This window comes from Paraburkholderia terrae, from assembly GCF_002902925.1.
GTDB lineage: Bacteria > Pseudomonadota > Gammaproteobacteria > Burkholderiales > Burkholderiaceae > Paraburkholderia > Paraburkholderia terrae.
In genome coordinates this window covers 1,176,099-1,193,394 of record NZ_CP026112.1, presented here as the reverse complement: position 1 = coordinate 1,193,394, position 17,296 = coordinate 1,176,099, and the positions used below count along the sequence as shown (strand labels likewise).

At 59.3% G+C, this 17,296-nt stretch carries 16 protein-coding genes; 3 read left to right on the top strand and 13 right to left on the bottom strand.

Features of this window, described 5'->3' with window-relative positions; all coding sequences use genetic code 11:
• Nucleotides 1–6 precede the first annotated feature (6 nt).
• From C2L65_RS21575 to C2L65_RS21545, 7 genes are all read right to left on the bottom strand, one after another.
• Nucleotides 7–1,140: a glycosyltransferase family 4 protein gene (locus tag C2L65_RS21575; RefSeq protein ID WP_052426975.1), complete on the bottom strand. Its 1,134-nt coding sequence runs from the start codon at nt 1,138–1,140 to the stop codon at nt 7–9.
• A complete protein-coding gene (locus C2L65_RS21570; protein WP_052426976.1) occupies nt 1,140–1,967 on the bottom strand; it encodes a glycosyltransferase family 2 protein in 828 nt (275 codons plus the stop codon). The genes C2L65_RS21575 and C2L65_RS21570 overlap by 1 nt, the downstream gene beginning before the upstream one ends.
• Nucleotides 1,954–2,667: an acyltransferase gene (locus C2L65_RS21565; protein WP_081921332.1), complete on the bottom strand. Its 714-nt coding sequence runs from the start codon at nt 2,665–2,667 to the stop codon at nt 1,954–1,956. The genes C2L65_RS21570 and C2L65_RS21565 overlap by 14 nt, the downstream gene beginning before the upstream one ends.
• Before the next feature lie 70 nt (nt 2,668–2,737).
• Nucleotides 2,738–4,087 (bottom strand): UDP-glucose dehydrogenase family protein, encoded by a 1,350-nt coding sequence (locus tag C2L65_RS21560; protein ID WP_042314272.1) that lies wholly within the window; start codon nt 4,085–4,087, stop codon nt 2,738–2,740.
• A 73-nt stretch (nt 4,088–4,160) separates the two neighbouring features.
• Nucleotides 4,161–6,398: a polysaccharide biosynthesis tyrosine autokinase gene (locus tag C2L65_RS21555; protein ID WP_042314297.1), complete on the bottom strand. Its 2,238-nt coding sequence runs from the start codon at nt 6,396–6,398 to the stop codon at nt 4,161–4,163.
• An 11-nt stretch (nt 6,399–6,409) separates the two neighbouring features.
• Complete coding sequence (locus C2L65_RS21550) at nt 6,410–6,853, bottom strand: low molecular weight protein-tyrosine-phosphatase (protein WP_042314273.1); 444 nt, start codon at nt 6,851–6,853, stop codon at nt 6,410–6,412.
• Nucleotides 6,850–8,010: a polysaccharide biosynthesis/export family protein gene (locus tag C2L65_RS21545; protein ID WP_103254597.1), complete on the bottom strand. Its 1,161-nt coding sequence runs from the start codon at nt 8,008–8,010 to the stop codon at nt 6,850–6,852. The genes C2L65_RS21550 and C2L65_RS21545 overlap by 4 nt, the downstream gene beginning before the upstream one ends.
• Nucleotides 8,011–8,483: 473 nt before the next feature.
• Between C2L65_RS21545 and C2L65_RS21535 the strand changes: the two genes are divergently transcribed.
• Nucleotides 8,484–9,587, top strand: a complete 1,104-nt coding sequence (locus C2L65_RS21535) for an OpgC domain-containing protein (RefSeq protein ID WP_042314274.1) — start codon at nt 8,484–8,486, stop codon at nt 9,585–9,587.
• 63 nt (nt 9,588–9,650) lie between these two features.
• Here the strand turns inward: C2L65_RS21535 and C2L65_RS21530 are convergent, their stop codons facing one another.
• Nucleotides 9,651–10,736, bottom strand: a complete 1,086-nt coding sequence (locus C2L65_RS21530) for an AI-2E family transporter (protein ID WP_042314275.1) — start codon at nt 10,734–10,736, stop codon at nt 9,651–9,653.
• Between the two features lie 378 nt (nt 10,737–11,114).
• Here C2L65_RS21530 and C2L65_RS21525 point away from each other — a divergent pair, with 378 nt between their 5' ends.
• Nucleotides 11,115–11,402, top strand: coding sequence for a DUF3331 domain-containing protein (locus C2L65_RS21525; RefSeq protein ID WP_007749046.1), 288 nt, complete (start codon nt 11,115–11,117; stop codon nt 11,400–11,402).
• A 44-nt stretch (nt 11,403–11,446) separates the two neighbouring features.
• Here C2L65_RS21525 and C2L65_RS21520 read toward each other — a convergent pair whose 3' ends face one another.
• From C2L65_RS21520 to C2L65_RS21500, 5 genes are all read right to left on the bottom strand, one after another.
• Entirely contained in the window at nt 11,447–12,382 is a 936-nt protein-coding gene (locus C2L65_RS21520) for an alpha/beta hydrolase (protein WP_042314276.1), read from the bottom strand.
• Nucleotides 12,383–12,433: 51 nt separating this feature from the next.
• Nucleotides 12,434–12,925, bottom strand: a complete 492-nt coding sequence (locus tag C2L65_RS21515; RefSeq protein WP_042314277.1) for a thioesterase family protein — start codon at nt 12,923–12,925, stop codon at nt 12,434–12,436.
• Nucleotides 12,926–13,013: 88 nt separating this feature from the next.
• On the bottom strand, nt 13,014–13,979 hold the full coding sequence (locus C2L65_RS21510) for an L-carnitine dehydrogenase (protein WP_042314278.1): 966 nt from the start codon (nt 13,977–13,979) through the stop codon (nt 13,014–13,016).
• A gap of 31 nt (nt 13,980–14,010) precedes the next feature.
• Entirely contained in the window at nt 14,011–14,940 is a 930-nt protein-coding gene (gene cdhC, locus C2L65_RS21505; protein WP_042314279.1) for a 3-dehydrocarnitine:acetyl-CoA trimethylamine transferase CdhC, read from the bottom strand.
• 75 nt (nt 14,941–15,015) lie between these two features.
• The gene (locus C2L65_RS21500) at nt 15,016–15,966 is read right to left on the bottom strand and encodes a choline ABC transporter substrate-binding protein (protein ID WP_042314280.1); all 951 of its coding nucleotides are present in this window, start codon (nt 15,964–15,966) and stop codon (nt 15,016–15,018) included.
• A gap of 302 nt (nt 15,967–16,268) precedes the next feature.
• Between C2L65_RS21500 and C2L65_RS21495 the strand changes: the two genes are divergently transcribed.
• Complete coding sequence (locus tag C2L65_RS21495) at nt 16,269–17,261, top strand: GlxA family transcriptional regulator (protein ID WP_042314281.1); 993 nt, start codon at nt 16,269–16,271, stop codon at nt 17,259–17,261.
• Nucleotides 17,262–17,296 lie beyond the last annotated feature (35 nt).

The window sequence follows — 17,296 nt, the reverse complement described above, 5'->3', positions numbered from 1 at the left end:
ATGAGTTTACTTAGGCAGATTCGTCGTTTTCTCTGCATGTGTAATCGGTAAAACGACATCTGATATGGCTCTCATGTAGCTTTGCACCGTGAAACGACGCTGATAGTCCTCGCACGCCGCTGTCGACATGGCCGTATAGTTGTCGGGCGTTGTAGCGAGCGCTCGCTCTAGCGTGCAAATGAACTCCCTCGCATTCCCCGGCGCAAACAAGAAACCCGTAACCCCTTCAACCACAATCTCCCTTAGACCGCCTGCGGCGGCTGCAATAACAGGACGTCCCATCGCAAAACTCTCGATTGCAACGCGCCCAAATGGCTCCGGTTGGATTGATGGCACGAGCACGAAATCGGCCCACTCGAAATGAGCCGTCGGATCGTCGGTAAAACCTTCTATCTCTACGGCTTGCCGACACGAGGCCGCTGTCTCACGAAGCTTCTCGAGCAATGATTCATAGCCTGGATAGACATCGCCCACGATGCGAAGGTGGATAGGAATCGAGTGTCCGAGCGTAGTCAACGCATCCAGCACAAATTGCTGCCCTTTCCACGGGTTGACGCGTCCCAGAACAACCACGCGTGTCAGTCTGCTGTACCTTCGAACGATCGACTGAACGCACGATGGCGCATCGACACCGTTATGGATCACAGTCCCCGGCAATCCAAAAGCGACCGCGGTTGCGGCTGAGTTATAGATCAGCTGCACTCGAGAAAAGCGCAGTAAAACGCGAAAAACGCGGCATGCCAGCGACGATGGAATCTCCCGCACGTGGACATACGCTGCCGACTTCTGACTACGCAACGCCGCGATCGCGGATATGCACACGATGGTATTGACATAACAGATATCGTATGCACGAAACATTCGACGATATTCAAGCCACGCAGATGCGATGCTTTGCAGCGTCCTCCACGGACTTGCCTTGAGTTCCATCTTCCGCAGAATGCCCCGCGGCTTGAAGATGATTTGAGTTACGTACGGTTGCAACTGCCCAACGACTGGCCCAGGTTTGGGCAGCACCACATCTATTATTGCGAACGGATGTCGCTCGCGCAGCGCGCGCACAGCGGAAACAAAACTCCTGTCCGAGCCGTACAGTTCCGCACCTTGGTGAATCATCAAAATGTTTAATCGTTCGTTCATCAAAACACCTTGGCTAGCAGCTCGCGGAAACTCAATGACGTGTCTGCTCGCCTTGATGCACGCCACGCTTTCCAGAATAGGTAGCATCTGATTCCGATCACCTCTCCAATGTTCATGTCGAACACACGCAACCACGACTGCCAGAGCCAGATCTGGCGCTCAAGCGCAGTCTGCGGATCCATCGTGCTGCGCAACGCGGAGTCATGCCCAAGCACGGCATCGTGCAAGTAGGCTCTTCCACCACGCCGGGCGAGATCGCGGCAAAAGCGCGTGTCAACTCCATAAAAGCGAAGCCGTTCGTCGAACGGCCGCAGTCCCGCGCGTTGGAGGAACGCACGTTTCATGCACAGTCCACTCATCATTGCCGTGAAATGGCTTGGCAAAATATTGTTGACTTTCATATCTGCAAGAGGAGCGCCCTTTATCCACCTCAATCTCCCCGGGCTAATCACGCTTCCATCGTGTTTGATGATGGGAACAAAAACGTCGGCCTCAGCGCTCGCGACGTTTGCGGCGAGGCTCCGAAAGAAGTATTCGTCGATACTCGAATCCTGATCGAAGACGATCACATAAGAGCGGTTCGATGCGCGCAAAAGCGTGTTGTAGACCTTCGATAGAGGCTCGTTATTTGGCGCCGTGACGTAACGCCATTTGAACGGCAGAAAACCATTCGCTGGAGGCGAATGAACGCTCGCGGCGTTATCCCATATATGAACTTCTACGTCGAAACCCAACGACTGAAGATCGATCTGGCTCAGCGTGACGAGCGTTTCGGCCGCTTCGGGTCTGCGGCGGTAGAGGACGACAAAGATGTCAATTGTCCGCACGGCCGTCCTCTCGGCGGGTGCCGACGATGCGAGCCGGAATTCCCGCGGCGATCGAAAGCGCTGGCACGTCACGCGTGACGACGCTCCCTGCGGCAATGACACAGCCGTCCCCAATCGTCACGCCCGCGAGCACCGTAACACGCGCACCCAACCAGCAGTCGTCACCAATCACGATCGACTGCCGAATAGTTCCCTGTTCCCGAATCGGACGGGACAGATCGCGGAAGTTGTGATTCTCAGGATGCGCGGTAAAGTGCTGACCGATGATGGTGTTGCGGCCGATCGACACGCCCCCCGACCCGCCGACGCTCGAATACTCGCCGATGCCGCAGCCGTCGCCGATACGAATATAGCTGCCGGGCCGCCCAACGTCCGTGCCCACCACGATCCGCGAGTACGCACCGATGTTCACACGCGTACCAACCTGCAAACCGTCTCGACCGAGGCCGCTTAATATCACACCATCGCCGATCATAGCGTAGTCTCCCAGCTCGACGCGACGTGCGAAACGGAGCCTTATGCCACGCCCCATGAAGCAGAGCGCTGTGCGCTTGCAACGTAACGAAACCAGCGTACCGCGCATTCCGTTAATAGCCTGTTCACACAGAAACCAGAACAGGTCAGCACTACCGATTTCATCCCCGACCCGCTTTCCAGGACGTATGTGACCGAGAGCACAATTGACGATAGCTTTTAACATACCCACTCCGTTATTTCAGTTGGGCAAGCAAGCAATCTGCGAACGACATTGGGCACGCACGATATGATCTTTACGTAGCAACATGCGCGAAATCGCGGCCAACCGTATAGTACGTCCATCCGGCGTCCTTCATCACTCGCGGGTCGTAAAGATTGCGTCCATCGAAGACAAGCATGTCGTTGAGAATGGCTTTCATCTCTTCAAAATCTGGACTACGAAACTCCTTCCACTCGGTCACTATCACAAGCGCGTCTGCTGCCTTGAGCGCGTGATTACGTTCCGCGACGAACTGGATTCGAGCATACGCATGGGCATCGAGATCCGCTTCCAGACAGCGACGCGCCGCGTCGAGTGCAACTGGGTCGTACACGCTCACCGATGCACCTGCACGCAAAAGGTCGGCAATAAGTTGACGACTCGTCGCCTCGCGCATGTCGTCCGTATTGGGTTTGAACGAAAGACCCCAAACCGCAAAATGTCTGTTCGCGAGGTTGCCATTGAAATGGCGTTTGATCTTTTTGAACAACACAGCCTTTTGTCGCTCGTTCACGCGTTCCGTCGATGTGAGGATGTTCAGCTCTACGTCGTACTCCGCGGCAGTACGCACGAGCGCCCGAACGTCCTTGGGAAAACATGATCCGCCGTATCCACATCCCGCATACAGGAAGCTGTAGCCGATGCGCGGGTCCGAGCCGATTCCTTGACGTACGCTTTCGATATCCGCGCCAACCCGATCGGCAAGATTCGCGAGTTCGTTCATGAACGAAATGCGCGTCGCAAGCATCGCGTTTGCCGCGTACTTGGCGAACTCCGCAGAGCGTACATCCATAAACAGCGTACGCTGATGATTCCGGTTGAACGGCGCATAGAGCTGCTCGACTAGACTTTTCGCGCGAAGCCCGTCGACATCGGTATCGCAGCCAATGACAATTCGGTCGGGCCGCATAAAATCCTCGACAGCGGCGCCCTCTTTGAGGAACTCCGGGTTTGATATGACGGCGAACGGCACATCGGTGTTTCGCGCCACGAGTTCCCCAGTGATTGCCTTACTCACTTTGTCAGCGGTGCCGACAGGCACCGTTGACTTGTCGACGATCACTTTGAACCCCTTCATGCGCCTACCGATATTGCGCGCCGCTTCCGAACCATCCTCGTCGGGCGGTGTGCCGACTGCTATGAACTGGATGACGCCATGCTCGACGGCATGCGCAATATCCGTTGAAAACCTCAGGCGCCCTGCTTCTCGATTGCGCGTGATGATATCGACAAGACCTGGCTCATGGATCGGCACGCAGCCGCTATTGAGTAGTTCGATCTTGGTGCGATCGACATCCAGGCAAAGCACGTCGTTCCCGAGTTCGGCGAGACACGCGCCAGTGACCAGACCGACATACCCGGTGCCAACAATGGTGACTTTCATTATTCGTATTTCAGTAAGGTATTTCGATGGATCGACGACGCGTGGCCTCTGTCCATCGACACTCGCGTGTCATTCAGTTGGAAGTCTCGCCTTCTTCATTTCCGTATCTGTAAGCGACGTATCGGTAGGAGCCGTATTTCGACCGATATCCGAACGCGCGTGGCTCAATACCGTTAAAGATCACGCCCTTGGGAATACATTGGGCACGCTGCAATTGACGTGTAGTCTCGACGAGTTCGCCCACCGTCGTCTTCCCTGAACGGGCGGCCAGAAATACCGTGTCAGTATTTACGGCCAGTATTGACGCATCGGGAGCCACCAATACGGGTGGACTATCGATCAGGACCAAGTCATATCTATTGCTGAGCATCTCAAGAAGGCCCGTCATGTTTTCGCTAAGCAAAAGATCCGACGGATTTGGCGGAATGGTTCCGGTGGTAATCAGGTCGAGCCCCTCCGAAACGTCGCGCAGGATCACGTCGTCCAGCACAGACTGATTAGCCAGCAAGTTTGAGAGTCCCGAACCGCGTGGCTTGCCAAATTGCGCGTTGAGATGGCCTCGCCGCATGTCCGCGTCGACAAGGATGACCCGTTTGCCCGTTCCGGATATGACTGCCGCTAGGTTCGCCGCAAGAAAGGATTTGCCAATTCCTGGCGACGGTCCCGTCAGCAGAAGACGGTTGTTACGCGCTTCCAGCATCGCGAACGCAAGTGCAGTACGCAGGCTGCGAAGGCTCTCTACCGTAGGATCGTCCGGATGCCGGTGCGCCAAGAGAGGCTTTCCGATGGCCTTCGACTGACCAGTTACACTGTGCAACTTCCATGCGGTTGAGAGCGGTATCGTCCCGTAGACGCTAAGACCCGCGAAGCGCTCAATGTCATGCGCGTCGGTGATTCCGCCGTAGAGTCCCTCGCGAACGAATGCGAGCGCCATGCCAACCAGCAAGCCGATCACCGCTGCAATACCGACGACAACTGGAATCTTGGGCGAAATGGGATCGTCAGGCAAACGCGCGTAGTCGACCTGTCGCACACTGCCCACCTTCCCCGCCGCGACAAGCTTAAGCTGCTGGATGTTGTTGAGCGTCCCCACGTAAATGTCGGTGTCGACCTGAACGTCACGTAGCAGCGATACAGTATCTTGCTCGACAGTCGGCAGAAGCTTGATCCGGTTGCCTACGTCAGCCAGCTTGGACTTAATCGTGAAGATTTGCCTATCGATCGCCTGCAATGCGGGATGTCCCTCGGCGAATCGCGTGGCCATGTCTGCGCGCTTCTGCTCTAGATCCGCGAGATTGCCCTGCGCGGCCACGCTTTCCTGGAGGTACGCTTGTGCTTCCAGTCCCAGATTGAACGTGCCTTTCTCTCTGCGCAACTCGTTGTATCGCTTCTCTACCGAATAGAGATTGTTTTTTAGGTCCGGCAGCAAGCCTTCGAGGAACTGTGACGATTTTTCCGCCTCCGCTGTCTTGCGTTGCACATTCTGTTCGACATAGCCACGGCCGATCGCATTCAGTATGTTAGTGATCTGAGTTGCGTCATGGCCGCGAAGCGACGCGCTTATGACATTGCTCTGCTTGCTGGTTTGCTCGATAAGAAGCTTCTGCTGAAGATCCGTTATGGTCTTCAGTTCTGGTTCCCGTGAAAGGTTGAATGCAGCACCCGGATTTCCGGCAATACCAGTGACAAGGATGCGTACCTGACCAACACTTTGATTGGCCGTTGTCAACTGTCCGACGCGTCCCTCGATCGGTTTGTCAAGATCGGAATTTTCAAGCCTGTAACGGCCTCCATCAAGAACCGTCAGGCGGAATTTCTCCTCTTGTAGTTCTTTCGGAACATCGAACCTCGCGACCTCGATATTCTCTGTACCCCAGCAGTATCCTCCATATCCAAATAGCCCAGGATGAGAAAGACTCTTCGCTTGCGCGGCAATACGCCACCCGACGAGCGGGAAATATCGCGGCGTCGCCCTGATGTATAGATGCAATTCATCCACTGCACGTGCGACGACCATGCGAGAACGAAGAATCTGAACCTCGTCCTCTGCTTGTGTTTTAACGTCGAACAACGACGATACACCGGCAAGTAACGAACCCGCACTTGCCGGATTGTCTTCCTGGACTTGAATCAGGATATCGGACTTGTATGTAGGGCGAATCAGAAAGGCGAGTGTGACGCCTATCACGAGCGCAAATGCGCAGATTCCTGCAATCAACCACCTACTCTCAATGAGAATGTCGAGATATCGAACAAGCTCGCCATTCTCTTCGTTAAAGTCGTCTGTTCCGCTTTTCACTTCGTTGATCATGTGTGTGTTTGTCATTGCTCCATCAACGCCTGTATGCGCGGCGTCCACGATTCGACGCCCCGCTGTACCAGGCGGAATGAATCCGTAAAATGACCGATGGATTGGCGGAACGGGTCCGGGACATCAAAATTTTTGTGTTCACCGAGGCGAAACACCCTGCCGGATGCACGCGGATGCCGTCGCATGATCTCGTGTTTATGACTTCCCTCCATCGTCAACACGAGATCCGCAGCCGTCACGAGTACGCTACTGATCTGTTGTGCACGATGAGACGAGAGGTCCAATCCAAACTCGGACGCAACTTGAATTGCAAATGCGTCGGCTGGGCATCCAACCAATGCGTCGAGCCCTGCCGACATGACGCGGATGCCCGGCAACTCCCGACGCAGCATGTACTCTGCCATCGGGCTACGACAGATGTTGCCGACACATACCATGAGGACAGTACCTATCATTTGGCCACGACCGCTCCCGTGAGTGCCGCGTTGACGGCCGGCAGCAAGAGGTTTAAAACACGGCTCAAGCGCACGAGCCCGTTACCGTCAACATAGACAACATCGCGAGGATTGAGCTCGAACTGATTCGCGAGAATCATCGAAACCGGGGACTTGGCATCGAGGTGGAAAACCTGTGGTGCCGGACTCATCGAGTCGCGAATGACGTATACCTCCGATGCATCCGCAGTTGCATTGTTTAGACTGCCTGCCTGAGCAATTGCGTCGCTCAAGGTCAAGCGCCCGCTCCTCATCGGCACCGCGGTGACGGGCTTGTTTACCTCACCCATCACGAATACCCCATTCTCTTCCCGGGCAACCACTCGAAGAAGGTCCCCATCCTTCAGGACGATCTTCGCCGGGTTGAATCCTTTGCCTAGCATCCCGGTGAGATCCAGCGGATAGGAGTGTCCGCTGCGTACCAGCATCATCCGGCTCTGATCCGCTGTTGGGGCGAATCCTCCAGCCCGGTTGACAGCGTCGTAGAGCGTCATCGGAATATCGTTGAGTGGCAGCGTCCCTGGCGTACGCACCTCGCCATCCACATAGATCTGTCTGGCCCGAAACGACGCAACGCGCACCGTGACTTGTGGCTTGATGAAGACTTTAGTCAGAGCGACCGCCAGTTGACGTTGAACCTGTTCGGGCCTCAAACCTGCGACGTGAATCGATCCAACGTAAGGAAAATCCAAGTTGCCATCCTGATCGATAACAAAGCCTGGTACCGGGTCAGAAGGTCGCGTTGTCGTTTGGCCACCGGGACCTTGAGCCTGTGCCAGTTCGGGATGGTCCCAAACCGTGACCTGCAGGACATCGCCCTTGCCGAGCGTATAAGGTTCGGCACTCGTCAACAGGCCTTGCATCTGATTCACACCGGCACGCGTGAGGTCTTCCTGCATTCGTGCGATCAACGCAGCGTCTATGTCGGTAATCGACACGCGCGCATCCGACCCGCCGGCTTGAGCGCCCACCGCTCTCGCAGATAATTTCGCAGATGCATCCATCTTCATGCCCGGCGCCGCCGCACAACCGAACAGTCCCGCACACGCCGCCAGCAGCACGGCACGCGAGTACCCCACGCATGCGCGCTTGCGCCGCACATTCGAAACCGCTTCCATCCGCCTATCCTCTTTCTTCACGCTCTGTTGCCGCTGCCCGACCGCACGGGGTACAACGCCTTACACAACAGTTCAGCCAGGCTCCAGCGACCCGCCAGCATACGAATCCCCTCACCACCTTTCCCGCCAATACCCGAACCGTTTTCGCCAACCGCCATCTCATATTTCGGACCAGACCTCACGGACGCCAACCACGTTCCCAAGAAAAACACAATCCGGAGGAACTCTGAGAGATAATGTCGGTCCACATGGGGTCGTGCGGCGATTCCACGTTCGGTCCCTATGCGGCAAAACCTCATAGAAACCGCCACGAACCAACGCCGTGCTACCGCGCCAAAGCCCTCCCACGCCCACCGCAGGGACCGCGACCAGCGCAACAGCCACAAAGCACCCCCCCAAATTCCAGCCTCACCGAGCCCGCGCTGCGCGTCATCCGCGCACCGTCTCGAGAGGCGTTTTCGCCGAAAAAACGCATGCAGACATCCAAAAACCGTCTGATCGAACTGGATTTCTTCCGAGGGCTAGTTCTTGTATTTATCGTCGTCGACCACATCGGCGGCAGCATCCTGTCGCGCGCGACGCTGCACGCGTATGCGCTGTGCGACGCGGCCGAAGTCTTCGTCTTCCTCGGTGGATTCGCGACGGCCACGGCCTACGCGTCGCTCGCGAAGCGCCACACGGAAGCCGACGCGCGCAACCGCTTCTTCAAGCGCTCACTCGAGTTGTATAGGGCGTTTCTGATTACGGCCGTCTTGATGCTGCTCGTAAGCGCCGTGATGAGCGCGTTCAGCATCGACGCGCCCAACATGGCCACGACCGATCTCGACGACATGATGGACACGCCCACCGCGGTCCTGCGCGACATCCTGCTATTCCGTCGCCAGCCGTATCTGGCGTCGGTGCTGCCCATGTATGCGTTCTTCGCGTTTGCCGTGCCCGCCATCCTGCCGCTTGCGCGCAGCAAGCCGTGGCTGCTGCTGGCGGGCAGTCTCGCCGTGTGGTCGATCGCGCCGTCGCTGCTGCCGCATCTGCCCGTCGCGGAAGACGCGCAATGGGACTTCAACCCCTTCGCGTGGCAGTTGATGTTCGTGCTCGGCGTGATCGCGCAGACGCAGCCCGTCTATCAGCGCGCAAGTGCGCACCGCCACGGGTGGCTATTGACTGTGCTTGCCTGCGGCATCATCGCAGCTGCCGCCTGGTTCAAGCTGTTTGTGGAAGTGGGGCCGCTGGACAGCAGCCTGAAACAGAATCTGTCGTGGCTGCGCGCCGTGAATTTCCTCGCGATCGCATGGCTCGTCGCGAATATGGTGCGCATCGGCTGGGCGAGAGCGCTCGCGCAGCGCCTGCCGTGGGTCGGACTCGTCGGGCGCAAGGGCCTCTTGTGCTTCGTCGCGGGGACGGTGATCTCGCTTGTCGTCGACTCGCTGCTCTACACAGCCACCGATGGCTATCTGAATATACCGCTCGGCCTCGTCGCCGACGCTGTCGCGATCGGCTCGCTATTCGCCGTCGCCAAAGTATCGGTGCCGATCTCCCGCGTACTGACGCTGCGCCTACGCGGCTCGGGTCCCGCCTGAAGTTCGCGATCAGGTAGTTACGCGAGCCTCACTCAACCAGACACTGCATTAAGAAAGGGCGCATCAGCGCTCGACCCACTCTGTCCATAGCACCATCAGCACAGTCATCAGCGCCGGGCCGACGAATAGCCCGAGCAGCCCGAACGTCTCCGCGCCGCCGAGAATCCCGAACAGCACGAGCAGAAACGGCAGCCGCGCCGAACTGCCAATCAGCACCGGCCGCACGAAGTGCTCAGCGACAAACGCAACGACGAAGCCGAACACGGCAAGGCCAATCGCAGGAACGAGCGCGCCTTGCTCGATGAAAAGCCAAAGCGCCGCGCCGCAGAATACGATCGGCGCGCAGAACGGCAGCATCGCAGCGACGGCCGTGACGAACCCGAGCAGCGCCGCGTGCGGGACGCCCGTCAGCATATACGCGAGCAGCAGCAGCGCCCCCTCGCCGATCCCGACGACCACCAGCCCCGACACCGTCCCGCGCACAGCCGCCGCCATCCGTTCGGCGAGATGCATGCCGTCATAGCCGAACGCGCGCCGCATGCCCTTCATCAATTCGCCCGACAGCTTCGGCCCAGCCTGAAAGATCACGAACAGCGTGACGAGCATGAAGCCGAACAGCATCAGCGCGTGCGCGGCCCGCGCGCCGAAATGCCGGCCAAACGTGACGACAGCTCCGCCGTGCAAGCCCTTCATCGCAGGCGAATCGCGCAGCGGCTGGGTCAGGTTGTCCTGCCACCAGGCCCCGATCTGCGCTGCGCCAAACGGCAAATGCTGGATGAAGTCCGGCAACGGAATGCCGTTCTCCTGCACGTCGTGCGCCCATTCGATCACGTCGTGCGCCTCGGCCGCCGCCTGCGCAATCCCGATCCCGACAGGCAGCAGAAACAGCAAGCCGATGGCAATGGTCAGAACGGTCGCGATCAGCGTCGAACGCCCCTTGAACAGGCTGTGTTCTTCGATCCGGTGAAACGCCGGCCACAGCGCAATTGCGATCACGCAAGCCCACGCAATGGCCGGCACGAAATCGCGGATCACCCAGATCGCCAGCGCCACCATCACGGCATACAGCGCGGCCGAAGCGATCCGCTGCATCTTGCGGCGATTCGGGATGTCGGCCTCGGGTGGAACGTCGGGCGGGCGCTGATTCATGTGACCTCGTGATGGACTCGATGCGCGTTCAACGACCGCGAATCGCAATGATGGGGCGGGCAAACATCGTCAGCGGATAGGCGCATGCGCAATGCCTGCGCACGCTCGCCACGGCGTTGCCAAGCCGTTCATCTTAAAGGATGCAACGATTGCCGGCAGACCAGGCAAACGGTCCGGCCCTTTTCTGCCGTTCATACAACAGTTCGTTGCATATTTGCGTGTAATCGATATAACGAGCCGCAAAACGGCTTCATACCGTCCGCGTGCATACCCAAGACCTGATTATTGCTAAATCGGGAACAGTGTTTCTACGCGAGCACAATGGCTCTCACGCGCGCGCGGGTCTAAATTCGGCACACCACAAATACGGAGCCGACCATGACCACGCTGGAGTGTTTACCGTTGATGGGCGCTAACGGGTTGCGCATCGAGATTCTCGAACACTCTGACACGACGCTGGTGATCCGCTGGATCGAACCCGGCCGCTGCCATTATGGCGAGCAACGCTGGCGCCGCCGCTCGGCGCATACGTCCGGCACGTGCGCCGTTTCACGCAGAAAGATCCGGCGTGGCGACGCCGTCTTCAAGCCAGCCGAACGCCCCGCTCCCGCGAACGCCTCTGCCATGATCGCGGCCGAAGTGCTCGAGCACGCATTCGCTGCATAACCGACGTTTCTTGCAACAATCGGCAGTCGTCGGGGTTCCCGACGTCAACCGCCAGCGTGTTCGACGAGGAAGCGGCACACTTCGCGATGCATCCATTGCACGCCGGGACTCGTCGCCAGCGCGCGCCACGATCCGTGGACGAGGCCAATGCCGACAGGCGCACTCGCCTGCCCTCCCGCGGCACGGATGCGTTCTGCAAAGACGCGGGCGTCGTCGCGCAATGGATCGTGCTCGACGCCGATCGCAAGCGTCGGCGGAAATCCATCATAGCGTGATGCTTCGAGCGGAACGGTCCACGCGTAACCGTGTGCCCGGCCGCCCCAATACAGCGCGCCGCAGCGGCGCACATCGGCAAGCGTGAGCATCGGTGCATCGGCTTCCGAGTTGCGCGCGGGCAATTGCGGTTCGATGCCCAGCATCGGATAAACCAGCGCGACGCTGCGCACACCCGCTTTCCCCTCGTCACGCAGACGCATCGCGACACTCGCCGCGAGCGTGCCGCCCGCGCTGTCGCCTGCCAGTTGCAGCGAACGCGGTAGCGGACCGAACGGCAGGCGGCCATCGAGCGCGGCGCGCGTGACGGCGAGGCAATCGTCGTGAGCGGCCGGCGCGGCGTGCTCTGGCGCAAGCCGATAATCGACGGCCACCACGCACAACCCGGTATCCGCCGCGATGCGCGCCGTGATCAGGTCGTGACTGTCGAGCGATCCGACGACGAACCCGCCGCCATGAAAATACAGCACGGTGCCCGCCGACCGCGCGTGCTCAGCGGGCGCATACAGGCGCACGCCGAACGTGTGCCCATCGGGCGATGTGAAAGGCGCGTCGTGAGTCGTGACGCCATCGGGTAATGGCGGCGTGAACGCGGCGGCGTACCGTTCGTACACCGCGCGCTGTCCGGCAAACGTCGACGCTGATCGATCGGGCGGATAAAGACCCTTCGTGCGCTCGACGAATGCAACCATCTCGGGTTCGAGCATGTCGCGTGCTCCGCTTACGTTTTCTGATCATGCACGCGAATGCGCGCGGCGCTATTTGCGCGTTTGCCCCGGCAAGCCAATCACGCGCCCCGCGTATCGCGGCGCAGGCAGCGCCGCTTGCGCATCGACGAGCGCGCGCACGCGCGCCTCGACATCGCTGTCGAACACCGCTGAACGCGGCCCGCTGGTGTCGACGTGCAACAGCATCTGCTCCCCCGCCGCGACAGCTTCAGCGCCATCGCCAGCGAACATTTCGAGGTACAGGTGCATGCGCTTGGCGTCATGCGCGAGTACGCGCATCTCGACTCGCACTCGGGCGCCTTCCTTGATTTCGTGCAGATAGTGGATGTGCGCTTCGAGCGTATAGATCGAGCGGCCACGCGCTTTGCGCACCGCGTCGTCGAGGCCGATCTGGTCGATCAGCGCATCGGTGGCGAAGCTGAAAATCAGCATATAGAACGCGTCGCGCAGATGGCCGTTGTAGTCGACCCACTCGGCGCGCACGACGTCGTGATACGCAGGCAATTCCGCGTGTCGCGGCATGGCGAATGTCTCCGTCGCTTTGAATGAGGTACTGCACGCGCGGGACATCTGTTTCGACGCCCCGCATACGCACAGATATTACTCGACCTTATTCGTCGGCACGCAAGCCATGACGCGCTTTCGTTTCGGCAATCGCGGACAGCACGTTCGTGATGCATTCGTCGCGATAGCGTTCGAGTTGCTTGATGGATCGCGGACCAACCTGCTCCGCCGTTCCGTCCACCACGCGATCGATCAACTGATCCGTCAGCTTCGGCGCGACGAGTTTCGTCCACGGCAATTCCAGCGCGGGCCCGAATTGCTGCATGAAATGCCGCATGCCTGCGTCGCCGCCAGCGAGCGTATAAGTGAGGAACGTCCCCATGAACGACCAGCGGATGCCCGCGCCAAAGCGGATCGCATCGTCGATTTCCCCTGTCGTCGCGACGCCTTCGTCGACCAGATGCAGTGCCTCGCGCCACAGCGCTTCGAGCAGCCGGTCGGCGATAAAGCCCGGCACTTCCTTGCGCACATGCAGCGGCCGCATGCCGAGCGCGCGATAGATGCTCATTGCGGCGTCGACGGTCGAAGGCGCGGTTTGCTCACCACCCAACACTTCGACAAGCGGCAACAGATAAACAGGATTGAACGGATGCCCGACGATACAGCGCTCGGGGTGAAACGCACGCGCATAGAAATCAGTCGGCAGCAGGCCCGATGTCGACGATGCGATGATCGCATCGGGCTTCGCCGCGCGGCTAATCTGTTCATGCAACGCGAGCTTCAATTCCTCGCGTTCAGGCGCGCTTTCCTGAATGAAGTCGGCATCCGCGACGCATGCTTCAATCGTCTTCACGAAACGCAGACGCTCCTGCGAAGCGCCCGCCGCGAGTCCGACGCGTTCGAGCGCGGGCCATGCATTCGCGACGTTGTCGCGCAACTGCTTCTCCGCGCCCGGCGCCGGGTCCCATGCAATGACGGCGAGCCCATGCGCGAGCGCGCGTGCCACCCAGCCGCTGCCGATCACACCTGCGCCGATTGCTGCAAAAGTCTTGATATCCGTAATCACTGCCATTGCCGATGATCCTCTCGAATAGTTCAAAGCGTTATGCGAACTGTTCTGCAGCACGCTTTTCAAGCAGCCGTTCGCCACGTGCAGGCAAGCCGAGTTTCTTTCGGCCTTCCGCCGGTGTCAGCGCGCGGCCGCCAAGCCTTTCGATGATTTCAACGGCGCGCGTGACCAGCGAGCCATTGCTCGCAGGCACGCCCTTGTCGAGCCAGATGTTGTCTTCGAGACCCACGCGCACGTGACCGCCGAGCAGCATCGCCTGCGCGACCATCGGCATCTGCATCCGGCCGATGCCGAAGCCCGCCCATTGCGCGCCTGGCGGCAGGTTGTCGACCATGGCCTTCATCGTCGTGGTGTCGGCGGGCGCGCCCCACGGAATGCCGAGGCACAGTTGAAACATCGGCGGCGCATCGAGCAGGCCTTCTTTCAGCAATTGATTGGCGAACCACAGGTGGCCCGTATCGAAGATCTCCAGTTCCGGCTTGACGCCGAGTTCCTGAATGCGCTTCGCGCCCGCCCGCAATTGAGCGGGCGTCGATACGTAGATATAGTCGCCGTCGCCGAAATTGAGCGTGCCGCAATCAAGTGTGCAGATCTCCGGTAAAAGCTCTTCCACATGGGCAAGCCGCGTCAGACCGCCGACGAGATCGGTGCCCGCGCCGAAGCGCATCGGATCTTCGCCGGGACCGATCTCCAGGTCGCCACCCATGCCCGCCGTCAGATTGATGATGACGTCCGTATCCGCGGAACGAATACGGTCGACGACCTCGCGATACAGATTCGGATCGCGGCTGCCGCGCCCCGTTTTCGGATCGCGCACATGGCAATGCGCGACGGTCGCGCCTGCTTTTGCGGCTTCGATCGCGGCATCGGCGATCTGTTTCGGCGTGACGGGAATGGCGGGATGCCTGCCGACGGTGTCGCCTGCACCCGTGACAGCGCAGGTCACGATCACTTCATGGTTCATGCGTGCAATTCCTGTTAACTGTGGTGTCTGATTAGTTGCAATGGAAAAGTACTTTCCGTATTCGAATGTCGAATCTCAAAGACCGAGGTAAGCCTTCACGGCAGGCAAGCCATCCTTGCCGTCATACGTCTTGACGCCTGCGAGCCATTCGTCGAGTACTTGCGGATTCTTTTTCAAATACGCTTTAGCGGCTTCGGCGGGTTTCTCCTTGTTCATCACCGACTGCATCACGACGTTCTCGAGCTGCGTGGTAAAGCGAAGATTGCTCACGAGCTTTCCCGCGTTCGGGCAGCGCGTCAGAAAATCCGGCGACGTCAGCGTATAAACACGCGCCTCGCCATCGTTCGGACCGAATACGCCCTCGCTCCCGCTCAGGTACTTCATATCGAGCTGAATGTTCATCGGATGCGGCTGCCAGCCGAGAAAGACCACCCATTTCTTCTCGCGCACTGCACGGTCGACGGTCACGAGCATGCCCGCCTCGCTCGATTCGATCAGCTTGAATCCGCCCAGACCGAACTGATTGGTCGCAATCATCTTCTGGATTGCGGCATTCGCGCTGCTGCCCGGCTCGATGCCATAGATCTTTCCGTCGAGTTCCGCGCGATGCTTCGCGATATCGGCGAAAGTCTTCAGTCCCGCGTCGTATTCGTAAGTGGGCACGGCAAACGTCGCCCTTGCGCCCGTCAGATTAGGTGGCTGCAAGACGTTGATCGACTTCGCGTCGACGAACGGCGCAATCGCCTTTTCCTGTACGGGCCACCAGTACCCGAGCGAGACGTCGAGCTGCTTGCTCTTCAATCCGGCAAACGAGATCGGCACGGATGCCACCGTCGTCACTGGTTGATAACCCAGCCCTTCGAATACCGTCGACGCGAGTGCCGTCGTCGACGTGATGTCGGTCCAGCCGATATCCGCGAAATGGACGGCGCGGCAACTCGGCGGGTCCTGCGCGAGCGCGGGCAGCGACAGTGCGGCCAGAAGGCCGGCAAGACATGCGGAAATGGCTTTGATGATCAACTTCATGACGATCCCCTTCGACACAGCTCGTAATGTTCTAGAACGCCCGGGTGGCAGGCGGCGAGTGAGACGACCCTGGAAAGACGCGACGTGCATTAAAGGTACAAATCCATATTCCGGCAAAATCGACTATCAGCGACCCGTTCTTGCTTGCGCGCGACCATGAGGGAAAACCAGCATGCGTCGGCACGATTGGTGCGCTGCGCCATACGAGCATGGATTTTTGTCGGCTTGCCGCATTGCATGCTGCTTGCTACGCTCGCCGGATTCGACGAATCCGGCCAACCTGACATCCAGAAGATCGAGCGATGCCCGAAGACATTTCGTTTCTGCTGCTGCCGGGCTTTTCGGCTCTTGGCTTCATGTCGGCTATCGAGCCTTTGCGCGTCGCGAACCGCTTTCGCGAGAACCTTTATCGCTGGCATATCCTGAGCGTGGACGGCGCGCCCGTGGCCGCGAGCAACGGCATTTCGATGAATGCCGAAGCCGCATTCGGCGACGTCGATCACGCGCGAACCGTCTTTATCGTCGCGGGTTTCGATCCGCTTGCGTGCTACAACCGCGCGCTCGGCGACTGGCTCCGACGGCTCGACCACGCGCACGCGACGCTCGGCGGCATCGACACGGGCGCCTTTATTCTGGCCGAAGCGGGACTGCTGCGCGCAACCGACAGCGTGACCCTGCATTGGGAGGCGCTCTCCGCATTCCGCGAGCGCTACCCGTCGGTGGATGCGAGCGAAGAGCTATTCGAGATCGGCGCGCGGCGCATCACGTGCGCGGGCGGCACCGCTTCGATCGACATGATGCTCGACCTGATCTCGCGCAGCCACGGTGCGGCGCTCGCTTCGTCGATCTCCGAACAATTCGTCGTGAGCCGCATCCGCCAGCGCTCCGATCATCAGCGCATGGAAATCGCCGCGCGTTACGGCGTGCATAACCGCAAGCTGATTCAGGTGATCGGCGTAATGGAACAGAACATGGAAGAACCGCTTGCGCCCGCCGATCTCGCGCAGGAAATCGGCGTCACGCGCAGACAGCTGGAGCGGCTTTTTTGTTCGTCGCTAAAGGACACGCCGACCCATTTCTATCTGCAATTGCGGCTGGATCGCGCGCGCGAGCTGTTGAGGCAGACCGATATGTCGATTACGGCAATCTGTGTCGCGTGCGGCTTCGAGTCGCCGTCGCATTTCTCGCGGACCTATCGCGCGCGGTTCGGCGCGAGTCCGCGCAGCGACCGGAGTCCGCTGCGTCATACTGCCGGTGGCAATGCGAATACGACACTAGAGACCGCAGTGCCTTGAATGTAGTGTCGTTTTGATCGATTTGCCTTGCCCTT

Excerpts from the sequence above, each read along its gene's own strand:
- C2L65_RS21520 (WP_042314276.1), bottom strand. The coding sequence starts at position 12,382 with ATGCTCGAACCCGAGATGGTTGCATTCGTCGAGCGCACGAAGGGTCTT.
- cdhC (WP_042314279.1), bottom strand. The coding sequence starts at position 14,940 with ATGAACCATGAAGTGATCGTGACCTGCGCTGTCACGGGTGCAGGCGAC.
- C2L65_RS21560 (WP_042314272.1), bottom strand. The coding sequence starts at position 4,087 with ATGAAAGTCACCATTGTTGGCACCGGGTATGTCGGTCTGGTCACTGGC.
- C2L65_RS21550 (WP_042314273.1), bottom strand. The coding sequence starts at position 6,853 with ATGATAGGTACTGTCCTCATGGTATGTGTCGGCAACATCTGTCGTAGC.
- C2L65_RS21575 (WP_052426975.1), bottom strand. The coding sequence starts at position 1,140 with ATGAACGAACGATTAAACATTTTGATGATTCACCAAGGTGCGGAACTG.
- C2L65_RS21565 (WP_081921332.1), bottom strand. The coding sequence starts at position 2,667 with ATGTTAAAAGCTATCGTCAATTGTGCTCTCGGTCACATACGTCCTGGA.
- C2L65_RS21515 (WP_042314277.1), bottom strand. The coding sequence starts at position 12,925 with ATGCCGCGACACGCGGAATTGCCTGCGTATCACGACGTCGTGCGCGCC.
- C2L65_RS21530 (WP_042314275.1), bottom strand. The coding sequence starts at position 10,736 with ATGAATCAGCGCCCGCCCGACGTTCCACCCGAGGCCGACATCCCGAAT.
- C2L65_RS21525 (WP_007749046.1), top strand. The coding sequence starts at position 11,115 with ATGACCACGCTGGAGTGTTTACCGTTGATGGGCGCTAACGGGTTGCGC.
- C2L65_RS21555 (WP_042314297.1), bottom strand. The coding sequence starts at position 6,398 with ATGATCAACGAAGTGAAAAGCGGAACAGACGACTTTAACGAAGAGAAT.
- C2L65_RS21495 (WP_042314281.1), top strand. The coding sequence starts at position 16,269 with ATGCCCGAAGACATTTCGTTTCTGCTGCTGCCGGGCTTTTCGGCTCTT.
- C2L65_RS21510 (WP_042314278.1), bottom strand. The coding sequence starts at position 13,979 with ATGGCAGTGATTACGGATATCAAGACTTTTGCAGCAATCGGCGCAGGT.
- C2L65_RS21500 (WP_042314280.1), bottom strand. The coding sequence starts at position 15,966 with ATGAAGTTGATCATCAAAGCCATTTCCGCATGTCTTGCCGGCCTTCTG.
- C2L65_RS21545 (WP_103254597.1), bottom strand. The coding sequence starts at position 8,010 with ATGGAAGCGGTTTCGAATGTGCGGCGCAAGCGCGCATGCGTGGGGTAC.
- C2L65_RS21535 (WP_042314274.1), top strand. The coding sequence starts at position 8,484 with ATGCAGACATCCAAAAACCGTCTGATCGAACTGGATTTCTTCCGAGGG.